The 18,906-nt window shown below is 70.9% G+C and carries 13 protein-coding genes; 7 read left to right on the top strand and 6 right to left on the bottom strand.

Going from position 1 to position 18,906, the window contains the following annotated elements; genetic code table 11:
• Nucleotides 1–36 precede the first annotated feature (36 nt).
• Genes KDB89_RS01850 through KDB89_RS01840 form a run of 3 tightly spaced genes read right to left on the bottom strand, consistent with a single transcriptional unit; the run spans nt 37 to nt 2,908 of the window.
• On the bottom strand, nt 37–855 hold the full coding sequence (locus KDB89_RS01850) for an ABC transporter ATP-binding protein (RefSeq protein ID WP_219082970.1): 819 nt from the start codon (nt 853–855) through the stop codon (nt 37–39).
• Nucleotides 852–1,898, bottom strand: a complete 1,047-nt coding sequence (locus tag KDB89_RS01845) for a FecCD family ABC transporter permease (RefSeq protein WP_255556105.1) — start codon at nt 1,896–1,898, stop codon at nt 852–854. Before KDB89_RS01845 ends, KDB89_RS01850 begins: the two co-directional genes overlap by 4 nt.
• Complete coding sequence (locus KDB89_RS01840) at nt 1,895–2,908, bottom strand: FecCD family ABC transporter permease (protein WP_219082968.1); 1,014 nt, start codon at nt 2,906–2,908, stop codon at nt 1,895–1,897. The genes KDB89_RS01845 and KDB89_RS01840 overlap by 4 nt, the downstream gene beginning before the upstream one ends.
• 118 nt (nt 2,909–3,026) lie before the next feature.
• Between KDB89_RS01840 and KDB89_RS01835 the strand changes: the two genes are divergently transcribed.
• Together KDB89_RS01835 and KDB89_RS01830 are read left to right on the top strand one after the other, a co-directional pair.
• Nucleotides 3,027–5,579: a glycogen/starch/alpha-glucan phosphorylase gene (locus tag KDB89_RS01835; RefSeq protein ID WP_219082966.1), complete on the top strand. Its 2,553-nt coding sequence runs from the start codon at nt 3,027–3,029 to the stop codon at nt 5,577–5,579.
• 847 nt (nt 5,580–6,426) lie between these two features.
• Entirely contained in the window at nt 6,427–7,695 is a 1,269-nt protein-coding gene (locus KDB89_RS01830) for an IS256 family transposase (protein ID WP_219080107.1), read from the top strand.
• 442 nt (nt 7,696–8,137) lie between these two features.
• On the opposite strand, the gene KDB89_RS01825 is transcribed toward KDB89_RS01830, so the two are convergent.
• From KDB89_RS01825 to fucO, 3 genes are all read right to left on the bottom strand, one after another.
• Nucleotides 8,138–9,634, bottom strand: coding sequence for an HNH endonuclease signature motif containing protein (locus tag KDB89_RS01825; protein WP_219082964.1), 1,497 nt, complete (start codon nt 9,632–9,634; stop codon nt 8,138–8,140).
• Between the two features lie 160 nt (nt 9,635–9,794).
• Nucleotides 9,795–10,286 (bottom strand): hypothetical protein, encoded by a 492-nt coding sequence (locus tag KDB89_RS01820; RefSeq protein ID WP_219082962.1) that lies wholly within the window; start codon nt 10,284–10,286, stop codon nt 9,795–9,797.
• Nucleotides 10,287–10,380: 94 nt separating this feature from the next.
• Complete coding sequence (fucO, locus tag KDB89_RS01815; protein WP_219082960.1) at nt 10,381–11,538, bottom strand: lactaldehyde reductase; 1,158 nt, start codon at nt 11,536–11,538, stop codon at nt 10,381–10,383.
• A 218-nt stretch (nt 11,539–11,756) separates the two neighbouring features.
• On the opposite strand from fucO, the gene KDB89_RS01810 reads away from it, so the two are divergent.
• From KDB89_RS01810 to KDB89_RS01790, 5 genes are read left to right on the top strand one after another with little or no spacing between them, the layout of a single operon-like run.
• On the top strand, nt 11,757–13,238 hold the full coding sequence (locus KDB89_RS01810) for a S8/S53 family peptidase (RefSeq protein WP_219082958.1): 1,482 nt from the start codon (nt 11,757–11,759) through the stop codon (nt 13,236–13,238).
• On the top strand, nt 13,235–13,807 hold the full coding sequence (locus tag KDB89_RS01805; protein ID WP_219082956.1) for an RNA polymerase sigma factor: 573 nt from the start codon (nt 13,235–13,237) through the stop codon (nt 13,805–13,807). Before KDB89_RS01810 ends, KDB89_RS01805 begins: the two co-directional genes overlap by 4 nt.
• Entirely contained in the window at nt 13,804–14,277 is a 474-nt protein-coding gene (locus KDB89_RS01800) for a hypothetical protein (RefSeq protein ID WP_219082954.1), read from the top strand. Before KDB89_RS01805 ends, KDB89_RS01800 begins: the two co-directional genes overlap by 4 nt.
• Nucleotides 14,274–16,709 carry a CHAT domain-containing protein gene (locus KDB89_RS01795; protein WP_219082952.1) on the top strand — a complete coding sequence of 812 codons (2,436 nt, stop codon included), beginning with the start codon at nt 14,274–14,276 and terminating at the stop codon, nt 16,707–16,709. Before KDB89_RS01800 ends, KDB89_RS01795 begins: the two co-directional genes overlap by 4 nt.
• A gap of 51 nt (nt 16,710–16,760) precedes the next feature.
• Nucleotides 16,761–18,899 carry a hypothetical protein gene (locus tag KDB89_RS01790; protein ID WP_219082950.1) on the top strand — a complete coding sequence of 713 codons (2,139 nt, stop codon included), beginning with the start codon at nt 16,761–16,763 and terminating at the stop codon, nt 18,897–18,899.
• Nucleotides 18,900–18,906: the final 7 nt, after the last annotated feature.

Below are 18,906 nucleotides of genomic sequence, written 5' to 3'. Positions count from 1 at the left end.
AAGTTAGCAAAGGCTTCCCTAATGCAGAAACGCGGGTCAGGCGGAGCCCAGTTCCTGTCCCTCGTGCAGCAGCGGGACCACGAGCGGGGTCTCGCTGACGGGGTCCGGGATGACGAGCGCGCGCAGCCCGAACGACTCCTGCAGCGTCTCGGGCGTCAGCACGTCCCACGGGGAGCCGTCGGCCGCGACGCGGCCGTCGGCGAGCAGGATGAGCCGGTCGCAGTAGCGGGCGGCGAGGCTGAGGTCGTGGAGCACCATGACGACGGTCGTGCCGCGGTCGCGGTTGACCTGTTCGACGAGGCTGAGCACCTCCACCTGGTGGCCGAGGTCGAGGAACGTGGTGGGCTCGTCGAGCAGGACGGTGCCCGCCTGCTGCGCGAGCACCAGCGCGATCCAGGCGCGCTGCAGCTGGCCGCCCGACAGGGACCCGGCGTCGCGGTCCGCGATGTCGGTCAGGCCGGTGGCCTCGAGCGCCTCGTCGACGATGCGGGCGTCCTCGGCGGTCCAGGGCCGCCAGAGGCTCTGGTGGGGGTGCCGGCCGCGGGCCACCAGGTCCCGCACGCTCGTCGCGGCCGGGGTGAGCGGCTTCTGCGGCAGCAGCGCGAGGCGGCGGGCGACGGCCCGGGTGGAGACGCCCGCGATGTCCTCGCCGTCGAAGGCGATGGTGCCCGCCGTGGGCTTCAGGATCCTGCCGAAGGCCTTGAGCAGCGTGGACTTGCCGCAGCCGTTCGGCCCCAGCAGGCCGGTGATCCGGCCCGGCTCGATGGCGATGTCGAGGTCGCGGAACACGACGTTGCCCTCGTAGCCGAGGGTCACGCCCCGCGCCTCGAGTGCGGGTGTGGTGGTGACGGTCATGCTGTGGTCTCCTTCTGTCGACCGCGGATGAGAAGCCAGATGAGGTACGGCGCACCGACGATGACGGTGATGACGCCGACGGGGAGGCCGGGCGCGACGGCCCGGGCGAAGGAGTCGCCGCCGAGCACGATGATGGCGCCCATCAGGGCGGAGGCCAGCAGCGGCGGGCGGGAGACACGGGCCACCCGGCGGGCGATCTGCGGCGCGACGAAGGCCACGAACTCCACGGGGCCGCTGGCCGAGACTGCGACGGCGGTGAGCACGGTCGCGACGAACAGCAGCAGCAGGCGGTGGAGCTGGATCCGCACGCCGAGGCCGACCGTGAGCTCGTCGCCGAGCTGGGCGATGTCGAGGTTGCGCGACTGGCTGAGTGCGACCGGGGCGAGGATCAGCAGCGCCAGCGCGGCGGGCCACACGCTCGCCCAGGACACGCCCGACAGACTGCCGACCATCCACTGCGCGGCCTGCGCCGCGTCGGTGATCTGCGCGCGGGCGACGAGGAAGCTGGTGATGCCGCCGAGCGTGGCGGTAGCGCCGATGCCGATCAGGATGAGCCGGTAGCTCTCCACGCCGTCGCGCCAGGCGAGCCCGTAGACCGCGGCGGAGGCGGCCAGCGCGCCGACGATGGCGGCGAGCGGGATGCCGACCGAGCTGAGCGTGCTCGCCACCGCGTAGGTGCCGCCGCCCAGCACGATGGCGGCGACGGCGCCGAGGCTCGCGCCGGAGGTGACGCCGAGGATGTCGGGCGAGGCGAGCGGGTTGCGCGCGAAACCCTGCGCGAGCGCGCCGGCCATGCCGAGGCAGAGTCCGACGACGAGCGCGGCGGCCACGCGCGGCATGCGGAGCTCGAACACGATGAGCTGCATCTTGGCGTCGCCCTGCCCGAACAGCGTGGCGACGACATCGGCTGGGGACAGCGACGAGGAGCCGACGACCAGCCCGGCGACGACCAGCGCGAACAGGACGGCGACGAAGGCGATGTCGGTGACGACGCTGCGGGCGGCCCGGCGGCCGCTGCTGACGGAGGTGCTGGCGATGCTCACAGCGCGGCCACCTTCACGCGTCGGACGATCAGGATGAACACGATGCCCCCCAGGACGGTCAGGACGACGCCCACGGGCACCTCCGCCGTGCCGTCGCCGCCGGCGGTGCGGCCGAGCACGTCGCTCAGCAGGAGCACGACCATGCCGATCAGCGCCGACGCCGGCAGCAGCGACGCGTGGTTGCCGCCGACCATTGACCGCGCCACGTGCGGGGCGGTCAGGCCGACGAAGCCGATCGGGCCCGTGATCGCGACGGCGCTCGCCGTGAGCAGCGTGACGGCCGCGAGACCGACGAGGCGGGCACGGACGAGGTTGACCCCGAGCCCGGTGGCGAGTTCCGTGCCGAGCGCCAGCGCGTTGAGCGAGGACACGTTCAGCGCGGCGAAGACCGCCCCGAGGACGGCCAGCAGCGCGGCCGCCTCCACGCCGTCGAGGCTGCGCCCCGAGAGCGAGCCGACGACCCAGATCCGGTAGGCGGCCAGGGTCGTCTCGTCGCGGAGCACCAGCAGCGAGGTGAGCGCCACCAGGAGGGAGGACACGACGGTGCCGGCGATGGCCAGCGGCACGGGGCTGCTGAGGTCGCGGCCGAGCGCGGCGACCGAGAACACGACCACGCTGGCGACCAGGGCGCCCACCAGCGCGAAGCTCAGCGTGCCGAGGACGGAGGTGACGCGGAACAGGTACACGCCGGCCACGACGGCGAGGCTCGCGCCGGCCGAGACACCCAGCACGCCCGGGTCCGCAAGTGGGTTGCGGGTCTGGCCCTGCATCACGGCTCCGGCCAGGCCGAGCGCCGCCCCGACGAGGAGCCCGAGGACCGTGCGGGGGACGCGCGAACCCCAGACGACCGAGCCGGGGTCGTTGGCGCGGTCGACAAGGGCCGCGACCACCTGGGGCGCCGAGATGGGATTGCTGCCGACCATCATGGAGAAGATGGCCGCCAGGGCGACAAGGACCAGCAACGCGACGAGCACGATGAGGGTTCTGGCCGCTGGGCGGGGCTTGGACATGTGCGGCAGCTTAGTGTGCCCTAACCTCCTCACGAACTCCGGCTCCACCACGAGTTGTTACGCGCACGTCACCTGCCCGCAAACCATCAATTCACGCACTCCGACTAGTGTGGGGCCTATGTCTGAGAACGTGCGCACTGACCAGCTTCCGCTGGCCGACGAGTCCCCGACCACCGAATCGCGTGATCTGGGTCCCTCCGGGAAGCCGACCCACCCGTTGGCAACCGCCCCCGTCGGCGCCCCGCCCCACTCCGTCGACGGATTCGTGAAGGAGTTCCTGCACGAGCTGAACACCAACCAGGGTGTCCCGTTGTCCCTGTCGTCGGTCAACGACCAGTACATGGCGCTGGCCAGCACCGTCCGCAACTACCTGATGGCGCGCTGGCTCGAGACGAACCGCAAGGTGCACGAGAACAAGCCGAAGACCATCGGCTACCTCTCCGCCGAGTACCTGCTGGGCCGCCAGCTCGGCAACGCGCTGCTCGCGACCGACCTGAGCGACATCGCCGAGAAGGGCCTGGCGCTGTGCGGTATCGACATCGCGACGCTCCGCGCCCAGGAGGTGGAGCCGGGCCTCGGCAACGGCGGTCTCGGCCGCCTCGCCGCCTGCTTCATCGACTCGCTCGCCACCATGGACGTGCCGTGCGTGGGCTACGGCATCCGCTACGAGTACGGCATCTTCCGCCAGACCTTCGTCGATGGTCGTCAGGTCGAGCAGCCCGACACGTGGCTGTCGCTCGGCTCGCCGTGGGAGTTCCCGCACCCGGAGGCCTCCGTGCAGGTCGACTTCGGCGGCCACACCGAGCGCTACATCGGGGAGGACGGCCGCGAGCGCGTCCGCTGGGTGCCCGCCTGGAACGTGCTGGGCGTGCCCTACAACTACATGGTCCCCGGCTACCTGAACGGCCGCGTGAACACGCTGCGCCTCTGGTCCGCGCAGGCCACCAAGGCGTTCGACCTGCAGATCTTCAACTCCGGCGACTACGCGCAGGCCGTCCGTGCGCAGACGTTCGCCGAGAACATCTCCAAGGTGCTGTACCCGGAGGATTCCACCCCCCAGGGCAAGGAGCTGCGCCTCCAGCAGCAGTACTTCTTCGTCGCCTGCTCGCTGCGTGACTTCATCGACCACTCGCTGGAGGACGGCTTCGATCTGCACAACCTGCCGGAGCGGGTCACGTTCCAGCTGAACGACACCCACCCGGTGATCGCGGTGCCGGAGCTCATGCGCATCCTGATCGACGAGTACGACTTCGAGTGGGACGAGGCCTGGGATGTCACCAGACGGTGCTTCGCCTACACCTGCCACACGCTGCTGCCTGAGGCCCTCGAGGTGTGGCCGACCGACCTGCTCGGGCGTCTGCTTCCCCGTCACCTCGAGCTGATCTACCAGATCAACGACCACTTCCTGGCTGAGGTGCGCGAGGCCTTCCCCGGCGACGAGCTGCGAGCCCACCACATGTCGATCATCAGCCACGGTCAGGGCGTGCGGATGGCGTTCCTCGCCACCGTCGCCGGCACCAAGGTCAACGGCGTCGCCGAGCTGCACTCCCAGCTGCTGCGCGACAAGGTCCTGCCGGACTTCTCCGCCCTGTGGCCGGAGAAGTTCACCAACGTCACCAACGGCGTCACCCCGCGTCGCTTCGTCCGGCTGTCGAACCCGAAGCTCTCGGAGCTGATCAACGACACCATCGGCAACGGCTGGGTGACGGACCTCGAGCGCCTCAAGGAGCTTGAGCCCTACGCCGACGACCCGGAGTTCCGGGCCCAGTTCGCCGAGATCAAGGCGTGGAACAAGCATCGGATCGCCGACCTGCTGCGCGCCCGCGACGGCATCGACCTGCCCGACGGCCACCTGGTCGACGTGATGGTCAAGCGTCTGCACGAGTACAAGCGACAGTCGCTGAAGCTGCTGCACATCGTGTCGCTGTACGAGCAGGTGCTCTCCGGAAAGATCGCCGCCTCCGAGGTCACGCCCCGTACCGTCGTGTTCGGCTCCAAGGCCGCACCCGGCTATGCCATGGCGAAGGAGACCATCCACCTGATCAACAAGGTGGCCGCGACGATCAACGCCGACCCGATCCTCGAGGGTCGCCTGAAGATCGCCTTCCCGGCGAACTACAACGTGACCCTCGCGGAGAAGCTGATCCCCGCCGCGGACCTGTCCGAGCAGATCTCGCTCGCCGGCATGGAGGCGTCCGGCACCGGCAACATGAAGTTCGCCCTCAACGGCGCACTGACGATCGGCACGGACGACGGCGCGAACGTCGAGATCCGCAAGCTCGTCGGCGACAAGCACTTCTTCCTGTTCGGCATGTCCGAGCCGGAGGTCGCCGAGCTGGGCGCACAGGGCTACAACCCGCACTCCTACTACGACGCGAACCCGCAACTGAAGGCCACGCTGGACCTCATCTCGTCGGGCGTCTTCTCGAACGGCGACCGGCACCTCTTCGACATGGTCGTGGAGAATCTGAAGAACCAGGACCGCTTCATGGCGCTCGCCGACTTCGACTCCTACGTCGCGGCGCAGGCCAAGGTCGAGGAGCGCTACGCGGACCAGGATTCGTGGATGCGTTCCGCGATCCTCAACATGGCTCGCACCGGCTACTTCTCCTCAGACCGCTCGATGCGCGACTACCTGCAGCGCATCTGGCACACCACGCCGATGCTCTGACGCGCTGGGAGCCCCGAGGTCCAGACCCGAAAAACGGTCAGTGGTCGATTCTCCCCGGTCAGGTGACGAAAATCGGTCGCAGGGCACCGGCGCCACCCTTACCGATCGACGCCACCCTTGCCGACAGACGCCACCCTTACCGACAGACGCCACCCTTGCCGACAGACGCCACCCTTGTTGACAGACGCCACCGCCATGGCGGTGGCATGTGTACCGGAGGGTGGCGTCGGTCGGTAAGGGTGGCGTTTGGGCCTGTGGCGGCGCTGGCAGGGGCAGCGGCCGGCCTCGCTGAGCACTTCGACAGGCTCAGCACATGCTTGTCGAGACGCCCTGCGCGCAGCGAAACGAAGTCCTGCCCGGGCAGACCTCTCGCTCCGCTCGAGGCACCTCGACAGGCTCGGCGAACCGGGCATGAGCGCGGCGAAACGAAGCCCTGCCCGGGGAGACTCTCGCTCCGCTCAAGGCACCTCGACAGGCATGTGCTGAGGCTGTCGAAGTGCTCGGCAAACCGGGCATGAGCGCGGCGAAGGGAAGCTCTGCCCGGGCAGACCTCTCGCTCCACTCGTGGCGCCTCTACCCAGGTCGGGCTGAGCCTGACGCGGTGCTCGGCGAACAAGGGCTGAGTCCGTCGTCGCTCGGTAGCGGTGGCTTGCCCGCGGCACAGCACGGCGAATCGGCTCGTTGAGCACTTCGACAGGCTCAGCACAGGCCCTGTCGAAACGCCCTGAGCGGGGTGAGTCCCATAGCGTGGTGTCAATCCTGTGGGGGTTCTCGTCGTCGTGGACGTTGAAGGGCCATCGTGGGATGACCAGTTGTTTCCGGCAAGAAGCAAAGCAGAGATCCCACGATGACCCAGTACCAGTCTGCCCTTTCGACCCTGATCGGTGAAGTTCTCGCCGATCCCGACCTCGCGCATCAGGACGTGTTCCGCCGGATGCTGCAGGCCGGCCTGCAAGACCTTGTCGACGCGGAAGCGACCGCGAAGATCGGCGCCGCCCGTTACGAGCGCACCCCGGAACGGACCACCCGCCGCAACGGCACGCGCCCGAAGGTCCTCGCGACCCCGGCCGGGGAGGTCGACCTGCAGATCCCGAAGCTGCGGGAAGGGTCGTTCTTCCCGTCTCTGTTGCACCCGCGGCGGCGGGTCGATAAGGCCCTCTACGCGGTGATCTGCCAGGCCTGGATCGACGGGGTCTCGACCCGGAAGGTCGAGCACCTGATCCGTGCGCTCGGCAACGACACCGGCATCTCCCGCTCGACGGTGTCGCGGATCTGCGGCGAGATCGACGAGGCAGTCCACGAGTTCCTGCACCGCAGACTCGATCACACCTGGTTCCCGTACCTGTTCCTCGACGCCACCTACCTCGACGTCCGCCACCGCGGCCGGGTCGTCTCCCAAGCACTGGTCGTCGCGACCGGAGTCTCTGGTGAGGGCCGACGCGAGATCCTCGGGATGGCGCTCGGTGACGCGGAGACCACCGACTTCTGGACCGAGTTCCTCCGCTCGCTGCGCGACCGTGGCCTCAAGGTCGCCACCGATGCGGACCCGCTCGGGGTGACCCTGGTCACCAGCGACGCGCACGCCGGACTGAAAGCGGCAGTGAAAGCGATCCTGCCCGGAGCGGGGTGGCAGAGATGCCGGGTCCACTTCGCCCGCAACGTAACTCAACGCCTCGGATCGGCCCACTCGAAACCGGTCAACGCGCTGATCTCCACGATCTTCGCGCAGACCACGACCCAAACCGTGATCGCGCAATACAAGGCCGTCACCGACAGCCTCCGCTCCGCGTTTCCCGAGGTCACCGCGATGCTCGAGGCCGCCGAAGCGGACCTGACCGGGTTCGCGACGCTGCCGCGCGAGCACTGGCAAAAGGTCTGGTCGAACAACCCCATCGAGCGCCTCAACCGGGAGATCAAACGACGCGCCGACGTCGTCCAGATCTTCCCCGACCGCGACTCCGTGACCCGCCTCATCGGCGCCGTCCTCCAGGAGCAGCACGAGGAATGGTCTTACGGCGAACGCCGCTACTTCTCCGACATCTCCATGCGCAAACTCGTCCACACCCTCCACGAACACACCGAACCCGCCCACCACGAGCTCTACCTCACCGCCTGACCATCACCCACCAACAGGAAGCAACGGAATGACACCACACCACGGGACTTGACCCCTGAGCGCAGCGAAGGGAAGGTCCTGTCCAGGAGGGTCTCTCGCTCCACTCGAGGCACCTCGACAGGCATGTGCTGAGCCTGTCGAAGTGGTCGGCGAACCGGGCATGAGCGCGGCGAACCGGGCATGATCGCGGCGAAGGGAAGTCCTACCCGGGCAGACTCTCGCTCCGCTCGAGGCACCTCGACAGGCAGGCATGTGCTGAGCCTGTCGAAGTGCATGTGCTGAGCCTGTCGAAGTGCATGTGCTGAGCCTGTCGAAGTGCTCGGCGAACCGGGACCAAGCCCCCGAGGCCGGGAACCGGGGCCAAGCCCGCCGAGGTCGGGAACCGGCACCAGGAAACCCCACCGTAAGCCCGGCCCGCCCCTACCCGTCTCCCGCGAGGGGGTCAGCCGGTGTCCGGCTCCACGACGACGGGTCTTCGGGTCTCGCGGTCGAACAATATTCGCCAGCCGTCGCGGTTCTCAATACCGTCGGTTCGGGTGGGTTCCAGTTTGGAGTGGTGGAACGGGCACAACAGCGCCAGATTCTCCAGCGACGTCGATCCGCCGGCCCACCACGGGACGACGTGATGCGCCTCACACTCGACCGCCGTCGCCTCGCAGCCGGGGAAGATACATCCCCCGTCGCGGATCGCGAGCGCCCGGCGGAGCCCTGGGGTGACCCACCGCTCCGCCCGGCCAAGGTCGAGCAACTCGGAGCGTCCACCCAGCACGACGGGGATCACCTCGGCGTCGCACGCGATCCGACGAAGCTCGCCGGCCGGGACCCGCTGGCCGGAGGCCAGAACGCCGCCTGCGTAGGACTGGTTCAGCAGCTCCTCGTAGCTGACGGTGACCACGAGCGTCGGCCGGGTCGCCGCACCCGCTGGCACGAACGTCGGCCGCGGCCCCTCAGTCGGTGGAACAAATGCCGGACGGAGCGCCGCACCGCCGGGCACGCGCGTCGGCCGCAGCCCCGCATCAGCTGGCACGCGCGTCGGCTGCAACGCCGCATCAGTCGATCCGGTCCCGGCCACGTCGCTCTCCGCCCGAGCGGGCACCTCGGGATCACGCGTCACGGAAGCCTCCTCGTCGCCGGCCACAGCGTGGCTGCTCCCGGCCGCGACGGCGACCAGCGCGTCGGCCTGACGCTGCTGCCAGGTAGGAGTCAGGTCCCGGTGGCGCTGTCGACGCTCGGCCCGCTTCCGATCCGCGACCTGGGCGGTGATCGCGTTCACCAAGATCTCCGCCTCGAGCGCCGGCAGGGAACCCTTGAAGTACCAGGAGCCGGGGTACTCGGGATCGGGCCCGTACACGAGGTGACGACGATGGAGCGCCCGCTCACGCTGCCGACGCAGCCGCGCGTCGAGCTGCGCGTCCGTGGGCAGCAGCTCCGGCGCCACCGCCTGCAGAACCTCGTCGTGACTGTCAGCCACCTGACGCGGAGTCGCGCTCCGCGCCTTCTCCAGGAGGAACCCGCGGGCGCTCTCGCGCTGCTCGTCGGTCAGCGCGAGAGGCAGGCGACCGAGGGCCTCGCCGACGCTGACGGCGTGGCCCGGGCTGAGCGCCCCGTCCACCACGGCCCGCGCCACGTCGGAATGCCGGGCGATCCGCCCCGCCTGGCCGATCTGTCGGCGGGCCTCACTCCTGTCGAGATGCTCCTCCCTGCCCAGCAGGCTCGACAGCTGCGTCCCGCTCACCACCTCAGCCGAGCCACACGTCTCGGCCTCCGAGATCAGGCACGCCTCCAACCCGGCAAGGCGATCCTTCGCCCGGCGCACCTGCCGCAGCAGGTCCAACCGTTCCCGGTGGTCGATCCCGACGCGCTGGGAGTGGTCGATGGACGAGAGCACGCTGGCGATCGCGGCCAACGCCACGCCCGTCGACAGCTGCTCATCCCCCATATCACGAGGCTACGGACCCCCACCGACAGTTTTCGAACCAGGCTGCTCGACTTGAGGCTCGTTCACCCAAGGCGAACAGCCATGGATGAAACACCTTGCCAAGGGCCAGATGAAAGGCCGCCACCGGAACTCCGGTGGCGGCCTCGATTGGGGCGATCAATCAGTAAGCAGGTCCGTCGTCGGCGACGTCGGAGGCGGCCTCGGCCGGAGCGGCCTCGGGCGGCTCCACCGCGGACTCAGAGTCCTTCGTCACCTCCGGCTCGGCATCCTTCGTGACCTCAGCCGCCGGAGCCGTGTCGCGACCCGCGCTGCGGCCACGGTCTGCCAGGTCACGGAAGCCACCTGCGATGTCGGCGACGAGCTTGTCGAGCTGGCTGCCCAGCTGGGTCAGGAAGCCACTGGTCGTCTGGGCGTCCTCATCCGGGTGCGCCGTCGCGTACTGCTTCTTCTGGTCGTCGTAGAACTCGCGGGCCTTCGAGCTGACGAGGTCGACCAGGCCGACGGTGGCGTAGGCCGTCTCGGTGGCCGCCTTCTTCAGGCCCTCGGCCAGCTGATCGACGTCACTCTTCTGCTCGGGCTCCTGGAAGTCCTTGGCGTCCTCGGCGTCGACGATCGGGGTCTCCGCCGTCACGTCGTCGTTCTTCTCGGTCATGGGGCACTCCTTCTGCGGTGATACCCCCAGTCTGCCCGCCGCCGGGCGCGATCGGGAGCGGGAGGGCCCTGACCCGCCCCCGATCCGACCCCGGTCAGAGCAGCGCGGTGTACAGCGCCTCGATGTCCTCCAGGGTCGCGGCACGCGGGTTGCCGGGCGTGCAGACGTCGGCGAAGGCGTCGGCGGCCAGCGCGGGAACGTCGGCCGCCGTGGCCCCGACCTCCGTGATGGTCGTCGGGTTGCCCAGGTCGACGGTGAGCTTCCGCACGGCCGCGACCGCCGCGTCGCGGACGGCCTCCAGCTCGCCGGTGTAGGCATCCTCGACTCCGAACGCCGCCGCGATGTCGCGGTACTTCTCGCCCGAGAAGTCCTTGTTGTACTCCATGACCGTGCCGAGGAGGATGCCGTTGGCCACGCCGTGCGCGACGCCGAGTCGACCGCCGAGCGGGTGCGCCATGCCGTGCACCAGTCCCAGGCCGACGTTGGAGTACGCCATGCCCGTCACGTAGGAGGCGTACGCCATCTGCTCGCCGGCCGGAACGTCGCCGTCGGCCGACTTCGCGAGGTTCGCGGCGATCATCTGGATCGCCTTGAGCGACAGGGCGTCGGACAGCGCCCACGCGCCGGGCGTGATGTAGCCCTCGATCGCATGGGTCAGGGCGTCGAGACCCGTGGCCACCTTGAGTCCGCGCGGCATGCCGTCGGTCAGATCGGGATCGACGAACGCGACGACGGGGATATCGTGCGGGTCGACGGCGACGAACTTGCGCTTGCGCGCCGTGTCGGTGATCACGTAGTTGATGGTGGTCTCGGACGCGGTGCCGGCCGTGGTGGGCACTCCGAAGATCGGGACGGACGGGTTGCGGGTGGCCGCGACCCCCTCGAGGCTCAGCACGTCGGCGAACTCCGGGTTCGCGCTGATGATGCCGATGCCCTTGCAGGTGTCCTGCGGCGACCCGCCGCCGAGCCCGATCAGGAAGTCGGCGCCCGACGCGGCGAACTTCTCGACGCCGTCGGTGATGCACTCGACCGGCGGGTTCGGCTGCACGTTGGTGAAGATCTCGTAGGCGATGCCCGCCTCGTCGAGGATCGCGGTCACCTTCGCTGCCGTGCCGACCGCTGGGTCGGCCAGCACCGGGTCGGTGACGATGAATGCCTTGGTGAATCCACGCGCCGCCGCGACGGCCGGAATCTCCTTGATGGCCCCGCGCCCGAAGTACGCGTTCTGGTTGAAGATCATGCGGTAGACCATGAGTCTCTCCTTCGAAACTGGTCGGCTGCCACCGCGGCAGACCCACGTAGCGGCGAGGATACGCCGGGCCTCTCCGGCCGGATCAGGGGGGTGCACCTAAGTACCGTGGTCGTCCGACACGAGCGGCATCCCTGACCTCCCACGGGAGCAGAATCCCGGTATCAGGCGCGATCCCCGGCCCTCCTGGCAGGTGTATCCAGCCATGATCGGAGGCAGGCGTGTCCCAGTCAGTCCTACGGGTGCTCGACCCACTCAGCGAGCAGTTGCCCTCCGGGTCAGCGCCGCGCACCACCACCTACCTCGGCGACCGGATCCTCGTGCGAGGGCTCCCCGGCCGCTCGCAGGACGCCCCACTGGAACTGCTCCGCAAGGTGGCCGAGCAGTCGGGGACAGAGGTCGTCACGGACCAGGAGTCCGACGCCCTGCAGAAGGTGATCGGCAGCATCGACGGCCGACTGGTCGAACTCCTCGACCGCAGCTGGGTGACCAGCGTCCGGCTCGTGCGCCGGGACGGTCCGCCCGTCGACGCGTGGCCGATCCTGCAGGCAGCCCGCCGGACCGACCCCGACACCGCCCGCGGCCTCGCCCTGGACCATCTGATGACACTCGGGCCCTACTACGTGTCGATGCCGTACTACGTCTCGATGCCCTACTACGTGTCCATGCCCGCCGGGGAGCCGCCGTCGGCGCAGTACCAGCGGCCCGGCAGCGGCGGCCGGAGCCCCGTCGCCGTCGTCGCACCCGACCCGGCGCTGCGGGCGAGACGGCTCAGGCGTACGCCGCTGGTGGTCATCTGCGACACGGTGCTCGGAGCCCACCCTTGGTTCGAGGATCCCGCCCGCGCGACCGACGAGGTGCACGCGGCGGGGCTGCGGCTCGGGCTGGGCGGCGACGTCCCCGTCGCCGATCCGCCGGAGCCTCGGAACCCCCTCGACGGGTCGCTGCTGCCGTACGCCGGGCACGCGATGTTCATGGCCGGCCTGATCCGGCAGACGTGTCCCGAGGCGCGGCTGCAGGTCGTGCCGATCGTCGACGAGGCCGGCGGCGTGCCCGAGGGTGCGCTGATCCAGGTCCTCGCGCTGCTGCTCGTCCGCCAGGTACAGGCCCAGGCCGACGGCACCACCGGCGAGCTGATCGACGTCATCTGCCTGGCGCTGGGCTACTACCACGAGGACCCCGAAGACTCGCTGGAGGACGCCCCGTTGCGGGTCGTCCTCGACGAACTGGGCTCCGTCGGCGTCGCCGTCGTCGCCTCCGCGGGCAACCAGTCCACGACCGAACCCCTGTACCCGGCGGCCTTCGCGGGCGCGGCCCCGTTCGACCCGGCGGCGGTCCCGCTCGTCAGCGTCGGCGCGCTGAACCCCGACGGGACCGACGCGTACTTCTCCAACGCAGGCGACTGGGTCTCGTGCCACCGCCCCGGCGCCGGGCTCGTCAGCACCCTGCCCGTCGACCTCGACGGGGAGCTCGAGCCGGCCGCCCGGCTGCAGCACGCGGGCCGGCGGCGCGCCACCATCGACCCGGACTCCTTCGTCGGCGGGTTCGCCACCTGGTCGGGGACGTCGTTCGCGGCGCCCGTGCTCGCAGGGCAGCTGGCCGCGCGGCTGGCCACCGACCGCACGCTGCCGGAGCTCGACGCGAAGGCCGGCGTGCAGCGCGGCTGGGCCGCCATCACGGCAGAAATGGGGTGGCGGCCATGACCACCCCCGGCCGGACCGGCTCGCTCTCCGACGAGGCGGGCGCCGCCTTCCTCGACTACCTCGCGGGTGACACCGCACGCATGGCCGACCTCGTCCGGCTGCTCACCCCGCCGCTCTGGGCCGCCGCCAGGTCGTGCGGGCTGACGCGCGAACAGGCCGAGGACGTCGTGCAGGGCGCCTGGGTGTCCCTGGTCCGGCACGCCGACGGTGTCCGTGACCCACAGGCCGTGTTCGCGTGGCTGCTGACCAGCGTCCGACGCGAGTCCTGGCGCGTCGCCGGCGGCCGGCCGACCCAGCCCCTCGACGTCGAGCCTGTGGACGAGACCTCCGGCCCGGAGGACAGCGTCCTCGACGGCGACGCGAACGCCCGCCTGTGGCGCCACGTTGCGACGCTCAACCCACGCTGCCAGGCGCTGCTGCGCGTCGTCGCGTACGCCGCGACGCCCGACTACGCGGCCATCTCGAAGGCGCTCGGCATGCCGGTGGGGTCCATCGGCCCGACGCGCGGCCGCTGCCTCGCCGCGCTGCGCGCCGCGCTGTCCCACGACCCAGGATGGAGCCGGTCATGAACTCCCACGACGCCGATGCCCCACTGACCGACGACGACCTCGCCCTGCTGGCGGCGCTCGCCGACGCTCAGGAACAGGCCGACCCGATGCCCCCCGGGATGCTGGACCGCATAGCCCTGGCCGTGTCGCTGGAGCTGATGAACGCCGAGTTGGCTGTCCTGACCAGCGATGCCCTGCAGCCGGCCAGGGCTGAGGTCGACACCGTCACGTTCACCGCGTCGACCATCAGCCTGATGGTGACGTGGGCCCCGTCCGACGATGGCGTGCGGGTGGCCGGATGGATCACCGGAGGTGGCGTCCGCGTCGACCTGCACACCTCCACCGCCGTGTACACCTCCACCTCCGACGCGACGGGGCGGCTCGAGTGGCCCGCGGTGCAGCCCGGCAGCGTCCGTTTCGTCATCCACCCCGTCCGCGCGGGCGACCGGGCGGTGGCCACCCCGTTCATCGAGATCCCGGGAGCGTCTTGACCTCACCCACCGAGCTGTACGAGCAGGCCCGCGCCGCGCTGGCTGAGCAGCGGACCGACGCGGCCGACCTGCTGCTTCGTCGTGCGCTCGCCGTCTGCGGCCCGTCCGACGCCGAGACGCGGCTGCGGGTGCGGCTCTCGTCGAGCTGGGTGACGTTCGAGAGGTCCGGGCCGGCGGCGGCGCTCGCCGAGGTCCGCGCCGTCGCCGCCGACGCAGCGCTGCTGCCACACGTCGCGGCGGCCGCCGGCGTGCAGGAGGGGATCGTGCTCGCACGCTCCGGAGAGCTGGACGCCGCGCTCGCCGCGCTCGGCCGGGTCGACCCCGACTCGCTTCCCCCGCCCGACCGCGTCCGGCTGTTCCTGAACCGCGGCACGCTCGCCTCGGAGCTCTGGCGCCCGGACGCGGCGGTGGCCGATCTGCGTGCCTGCGCCGAACTGGCCGAGGTGCTGGGCGCCACGCCGCTGCTGTTCATGGCCCGCCACAACCTCGGCTGGGTGCTGTTCGTGCGCGGCCAGTTGCCCGAGGCACTTGCCGCCATGCGGGAGGCCGACGCGATCGACGTCGATCTCGACCGCAACACGTCGCGCCTCGACCGCGCCCGCGTGCTGCTCGAGGCCGGGCTCGTCGACGAGGCCAGGTCCCTGCTGGCCGACATGGCCCCCACCGACCCCCACCTGGGTGGCGAGCGGGACCACGAACTGGCCCGCGCCCTGCTGCTGCTCGGCCACGCGACCGAGGCAGCCAGGCTCGCCAGGCAGGCCGCCGACGGTTTCGCGGGGCGCGGCGAGCCCGCCTGGGCCAGGCGCTGCCTCCTCGTGGCGCTGCAGGCGGAGCCTCAGCACGATGCCGCGGAGGCCCTGCTCGTGAAGGCACGGCGAGCGGGAGACCGCTGGGTCGCCCCGCAGGCCGCCGCCGTCCTCCTCTCGCTGACCCCGTCGGGCGACCCCACCCGTGAGAGCCTCGCCGAGGCCACCCGCACGCTCGCCCGCTCCCCCGTCGTGTCGCGGCGCCTCGCCGGGCTCGTCGCGTTGGCCCGCGAGTCCGACCGCCAGGGCGACCTGCCGCGGGCCCGCCGCCAGCTCCGGTCGGCCTACTCGACGCTGCTGCGGGCCCAACTCGGCACCTCCAGCCTCGACCTGCGCGCGGCCGTCGCGCTGCACGGAGTCCAGGCGGCCGACCTCGACATCGCCCTGGCCGCGCGGGCCGCCCCCGGTCGGCGCGTGGCCACGCTGATCGACGCGACCGAGCGGTGGCGCGCGGCGCTGCGTCCCACGCCGAGGATGGAACCCGACGAGGACCCGCGCGTCGCCGAGGCCGCCGCCGAGCTGCGTCGCGTGCGGGCCGCCGCGAACGCCGACCCGTCGTCGGCCGCCTGCGAGCGGGCCGTCGTCGACGCGGAACGGGAGCTCCAGTCCGTCACGTGGCTCGCCACCGACGTGCCGGCCGCGGTCCTCACGCTGCCGATCGCCAGGCTGCGACGGGCTGTGCGCGAGAACGGCGTCACGCTCGCCGTGGCGGTCCCGATGGCCGACGAGCTGTGGGTGGCCGTCCTCGGGCAGGGACCCGAGCGGCTCGTGAGGCTGGGCGGCCGCACGGAGATCACGGCGCTGGCCGGCGCGGCGCTCACGGACCTCACGGCCCGGGCCCGCATCGGCTCGGCGCACCCCCTCGCTGCCACCGTCGACGCCTCCCTGGCCGCGCGGCTGGGGGCGCTGTCGGAGGTGGTCGCCCGGCCACTGTCCGGGGCCTCCCCGCTGGTTGTTGTCCCGTCCCGCGAGCTGGCGGGTGTTCCCTGGCTCGCGCTGCCCGACCTGGCGGGCCGGAGCGTCACCGTCGCCCCGACGGCGTCCAGTTGGGCGACCTGCGGTCGTCAGGTCGCCGACCCCGTCGTGACCGCGCTGAGCGGGCCTGACCTGCCGCTCGCCGACGCCGAGGTGGCCGCCGTCGAGGTCACCTGGGGCGCAGAGAGGGCCTCCCGGCTCGGCGAGGCCCTCGCCAGGGCGGACCTGGTGCACGTCGCGGCCCACGGCCTGCACCGCCCCGACTCGCCGCTGTTCTCCAGCCTCCGGCTCGCGGAGGGCACCGTCGTGGCGCACGAGCTGGAACGCGTGCGGCTCCGGGCCAGCCACATCGTGCTGAGCGCGTGCGAGGTCGGCCGCACGACGCACCGGCCCGGCGAGCAGCCGCTGGGGCTGACCGCGACGCTGCTGGCGCGCGGCGTCGCGTGCGTCGTCGCCCCCGTGTCCCCCATCGCCGACGCCACGGCCGCCGCCACGATGAGCCGCTACCACGACGGCCTGGCCCGCGGGCTCGACGCGGCGGCCGCGCTGGCCGCCGCCACCGCCGGCACACCGGCCGCCGGCGCCTACACCTGCTTCGGCGCCCCCTGGCGCACAACCTGGAGTATCAACCGGGCCGCAGCCGTCTCCTGAGGGGTGTCGCGACGCGCCCGCGCCGCGGCCCACAGTCAAGGAGGCAGCATCATGGTCCAGGCAATGGGTCCGACGTACGCCGGGGGATCACAGCCGATCACCCACGGCGGCTACGACGTCCTCTATCTTCCGGACGTCAACAACCGCGAGCTCATCGCCGCTGGCGAGGCCCCGGTGTTCTACTACATCCCCAACCAGGTGCGCATGGCGCGCAAGAACGGCCCCGACGACGGGGACTACCTGTTCAACCTCGTCCGGTTCTCCGGCACGGGCGGCGAGGGCGTGATCGGGGGCGGCGGCGACGTCGCCGGCGGCATGCTGACGTTCACGGTCACCGGGGCCCTGCCCGAGGAGACCCGCAAGCAGGCCGAGGCCGCCATCACGGCGCAGTTCACCGACTCGGAGGATGCCTTCTGGGGCATCAAGCGCGCGAAGAAGGCGCCGACGTTCAGGCCGGCGATCATCACGCAGTCGACCACCAGCGTGTCCAACATGGCGCCGACCGAGGCCGGCTTCCCCGTGCTGGACCAGGGCGGGAACCGGGCCGTCGGCAGCGGGTTCCGCACCGTCGGCATGCCCGCGGCGCGCGCCATGACCCGCGACCCGCAGCCTGGCGCGACCGACAACAACCTCGACCCCTGGTACTGCGTCATGCAGGGCCAGGGCGCCGGCTCGATCGACCCGACGGGCGCACACGCGTTCTCCGGCCTGCTCGGCAAGTACCCGACGTCGATCGCGTGGGCGGCCTTCCACGGCACCTCCAGCCCGCTGATCGTCATCCAGAACTACAAGCTGAAGGTCTGGTCGCCGGTGTGCACCATCAAGATCGACGGCAACTGGGAGTCGGTGTTCCAGCACTTCTCCGCCGCCGCGTCGGGCCGCTACCTGTGGGCGAAGGTCGACGCGCAGGCCGAGTTCAACAAGATGCGCAAGTCCGGCACGATCACCGTCGACATCAAGGTCGACACCACGCTGCCCGGCGCCGACGAGATCTCCAAGCGGATGGAGGAACGCTCCGACCTGGTCTTCAACAAGTTCATGGAGATGGCCCAGAAGGCGATCTTCGACCCGCCCGCGCCGACGGTCGAGGCGGCGAAGGCCGACTCCGGAAGCACGTTCCTCTCCCCGTGGGGCGTCGGACTGTCGCTCAAGATGCGCCGCGACGAGAACTACATGGACCTGCACTACGAGGAGACCAAGCAGTTCGCCTACCTGCAGGACCACACGATCTCCAGCTCGCTGGCCGGGCTGTGCGACGAGATCGCCGCGGACCCCGATGCCGAGCGCAAGTACTTCCTGACCGTCTACCTCGACGACTGGCCGCGCAGGCTCGCCCGCGTGGTGCGCCCGGTGGCCAGGTGGACCGACAACACGGTGCAGTTCCTGTCTGTGCAGGTCGGCTACCCGAGCACGACCGGAGAGATCAACTGGGAGGGCCACAGCTTCGCCGGCAGCGACGGCAACGACCCGACGTGGAAGTACCAGACGGCGCAGAAGCTCGCCGCCGACGTCACCGGCGCCCCGGACAACTGGACCCCCGACAAGACGTTCGTGAAGCGGAAGGTGCACCTCGCCGAGCCGCCCAGCGAGATCCTCGACCCGTACAACCGGATCCAGATCGAGCGCAACGTCATCGACCTCGACCCCGAGCCGAACGGCACCCTGCTCAACGACACGACCCTCGAGGTGCGCGCGGACAGCGCGGGTCGCATCGCGGTCGGCCCCATCGGGCTGGGCGTGATGTTGGAGGACGCGTCGCAGACGGTGGAGGTCGTCGTCGAGGCGACGGACAAGACCTACGAGCCGATCGGCCTTGCGCCCGTGCGGTTCCGCTGGGGCTTCTCCGACGTCGACAGGGACCGGACGTGGACGGTGTTCTCCGGCGACCCGGAGCTCCTGCCGTACTACCGCTACCAGGTGACCGCGACCGTGAAGGGCACGCTGTTCCGCAAGGGCCAGTCCTGGACCGGCCCGTGGGTCACGGCCAACGGCAACGGGCCGCTGATCGTCGACGTCCCCCCGCCCGACGGCGAGGGCGTCACGACCCGCGGCATCCTGGAGGACCGGGTCCGCGCGCTGCGCGAGCTCGCCGCCCCTACTGGCAGCCGGGAGCTACCCGCCGGGGAGGCGACGGAGGCCCACGCCACCCGGGACGTCGCCCCCGCCACCTTCCTCAGCTACCCGCTGTGAGGTGCCG

The organism is Tessaracoccus palaemonis (assembly GCF_019316905.1).
Classification (GTDB): Bacteria; Actinomycetota; Actinomycetes; order Propionibacteriales; family Propionibacteriaceae; genus Arachnia; species Arachnia palaemonis.
This window is presented reverse-complemented; position numbering and strand designations above follow the sequence as displayed.

What these genes read in the sequence shown, in the direction of transcription:
- KDB89_RS01800 (WP_219082954.1), top strand. Translation starts at nt 13,804, where the DNA reads ATGAACTCCCACGACGCCGATGCCCCACTGACCGACGACGACCTCGCC.
- KDB89_RS01850 (WP_219082970.1), bottom strand. Translation starts at nt 855, where the DNA reads ATGACCGTCACCACCACACCCGCACTCGAGGCGCGGGGCGTGACCCTC.
- KDB89_RS01790 (WP_219082950.1), top strand. Translation starts at nt 16,761, where the DNA reads ATGGTCCAGGCAATGGGTCCGACGTACGCCGGGGGATCACAGCCGATC.
- fucO (WP_219082960.1), bottom strand. Translation starts at nt 11,538, where the DNA reads ATGGTCTACCGCATGATCTTCAACCAGAACGCGTACTTCGGGCGCGGG.
- KDB89_RS01805 (WP_219082956.1), top strand. Translation starts at nt 13,235, where the DNA reads ATGACCACCCCCGGCCGGACCGGCTCGCTCTCCGACGAGGCGGGCGCC.
- KDB89_RS01820 (WP_219082962.1), bottom strand. Translation starts at nt 10,286, where the DNA reads ATGACCGAGAAGAACGACGACGTGACGGCGGAGACCCCGATCGTCGAC.
- KDB89_RS01825 (WP_219082964.1), bottom strand. Translation starts at nt 9,634, where the DNA reads ATGGGGGATGAGCAGCTGTCGACGGGCGTGGCGTTGGCCGCGATCGCC.
- KDB89_RS01840 (WP_219082968.1), bottom strand. Translation starts at nt 2,908, where the DNA reads ATGTCCAAGCCCCGCCCAGCGGCCAGAACCCTCATCGTGCTCGTCGCG.
- KDB89_RS01830 (WP_219080107.1), top strand. Translation starts at nt 6,427, where the DNA reads ATGACCCAGTACCAGTCTGCCCTTTCGACCCTGATCGGTGAAGTTCTC.
- KDB89_RS01835 (WP_219082966.1), top strand. Translation starts at nt 3,027, where the DNA reads ATGTCTGAGAACGTGCGCACTGACCAGCTTCCGCTGGCCGACGAGTCC.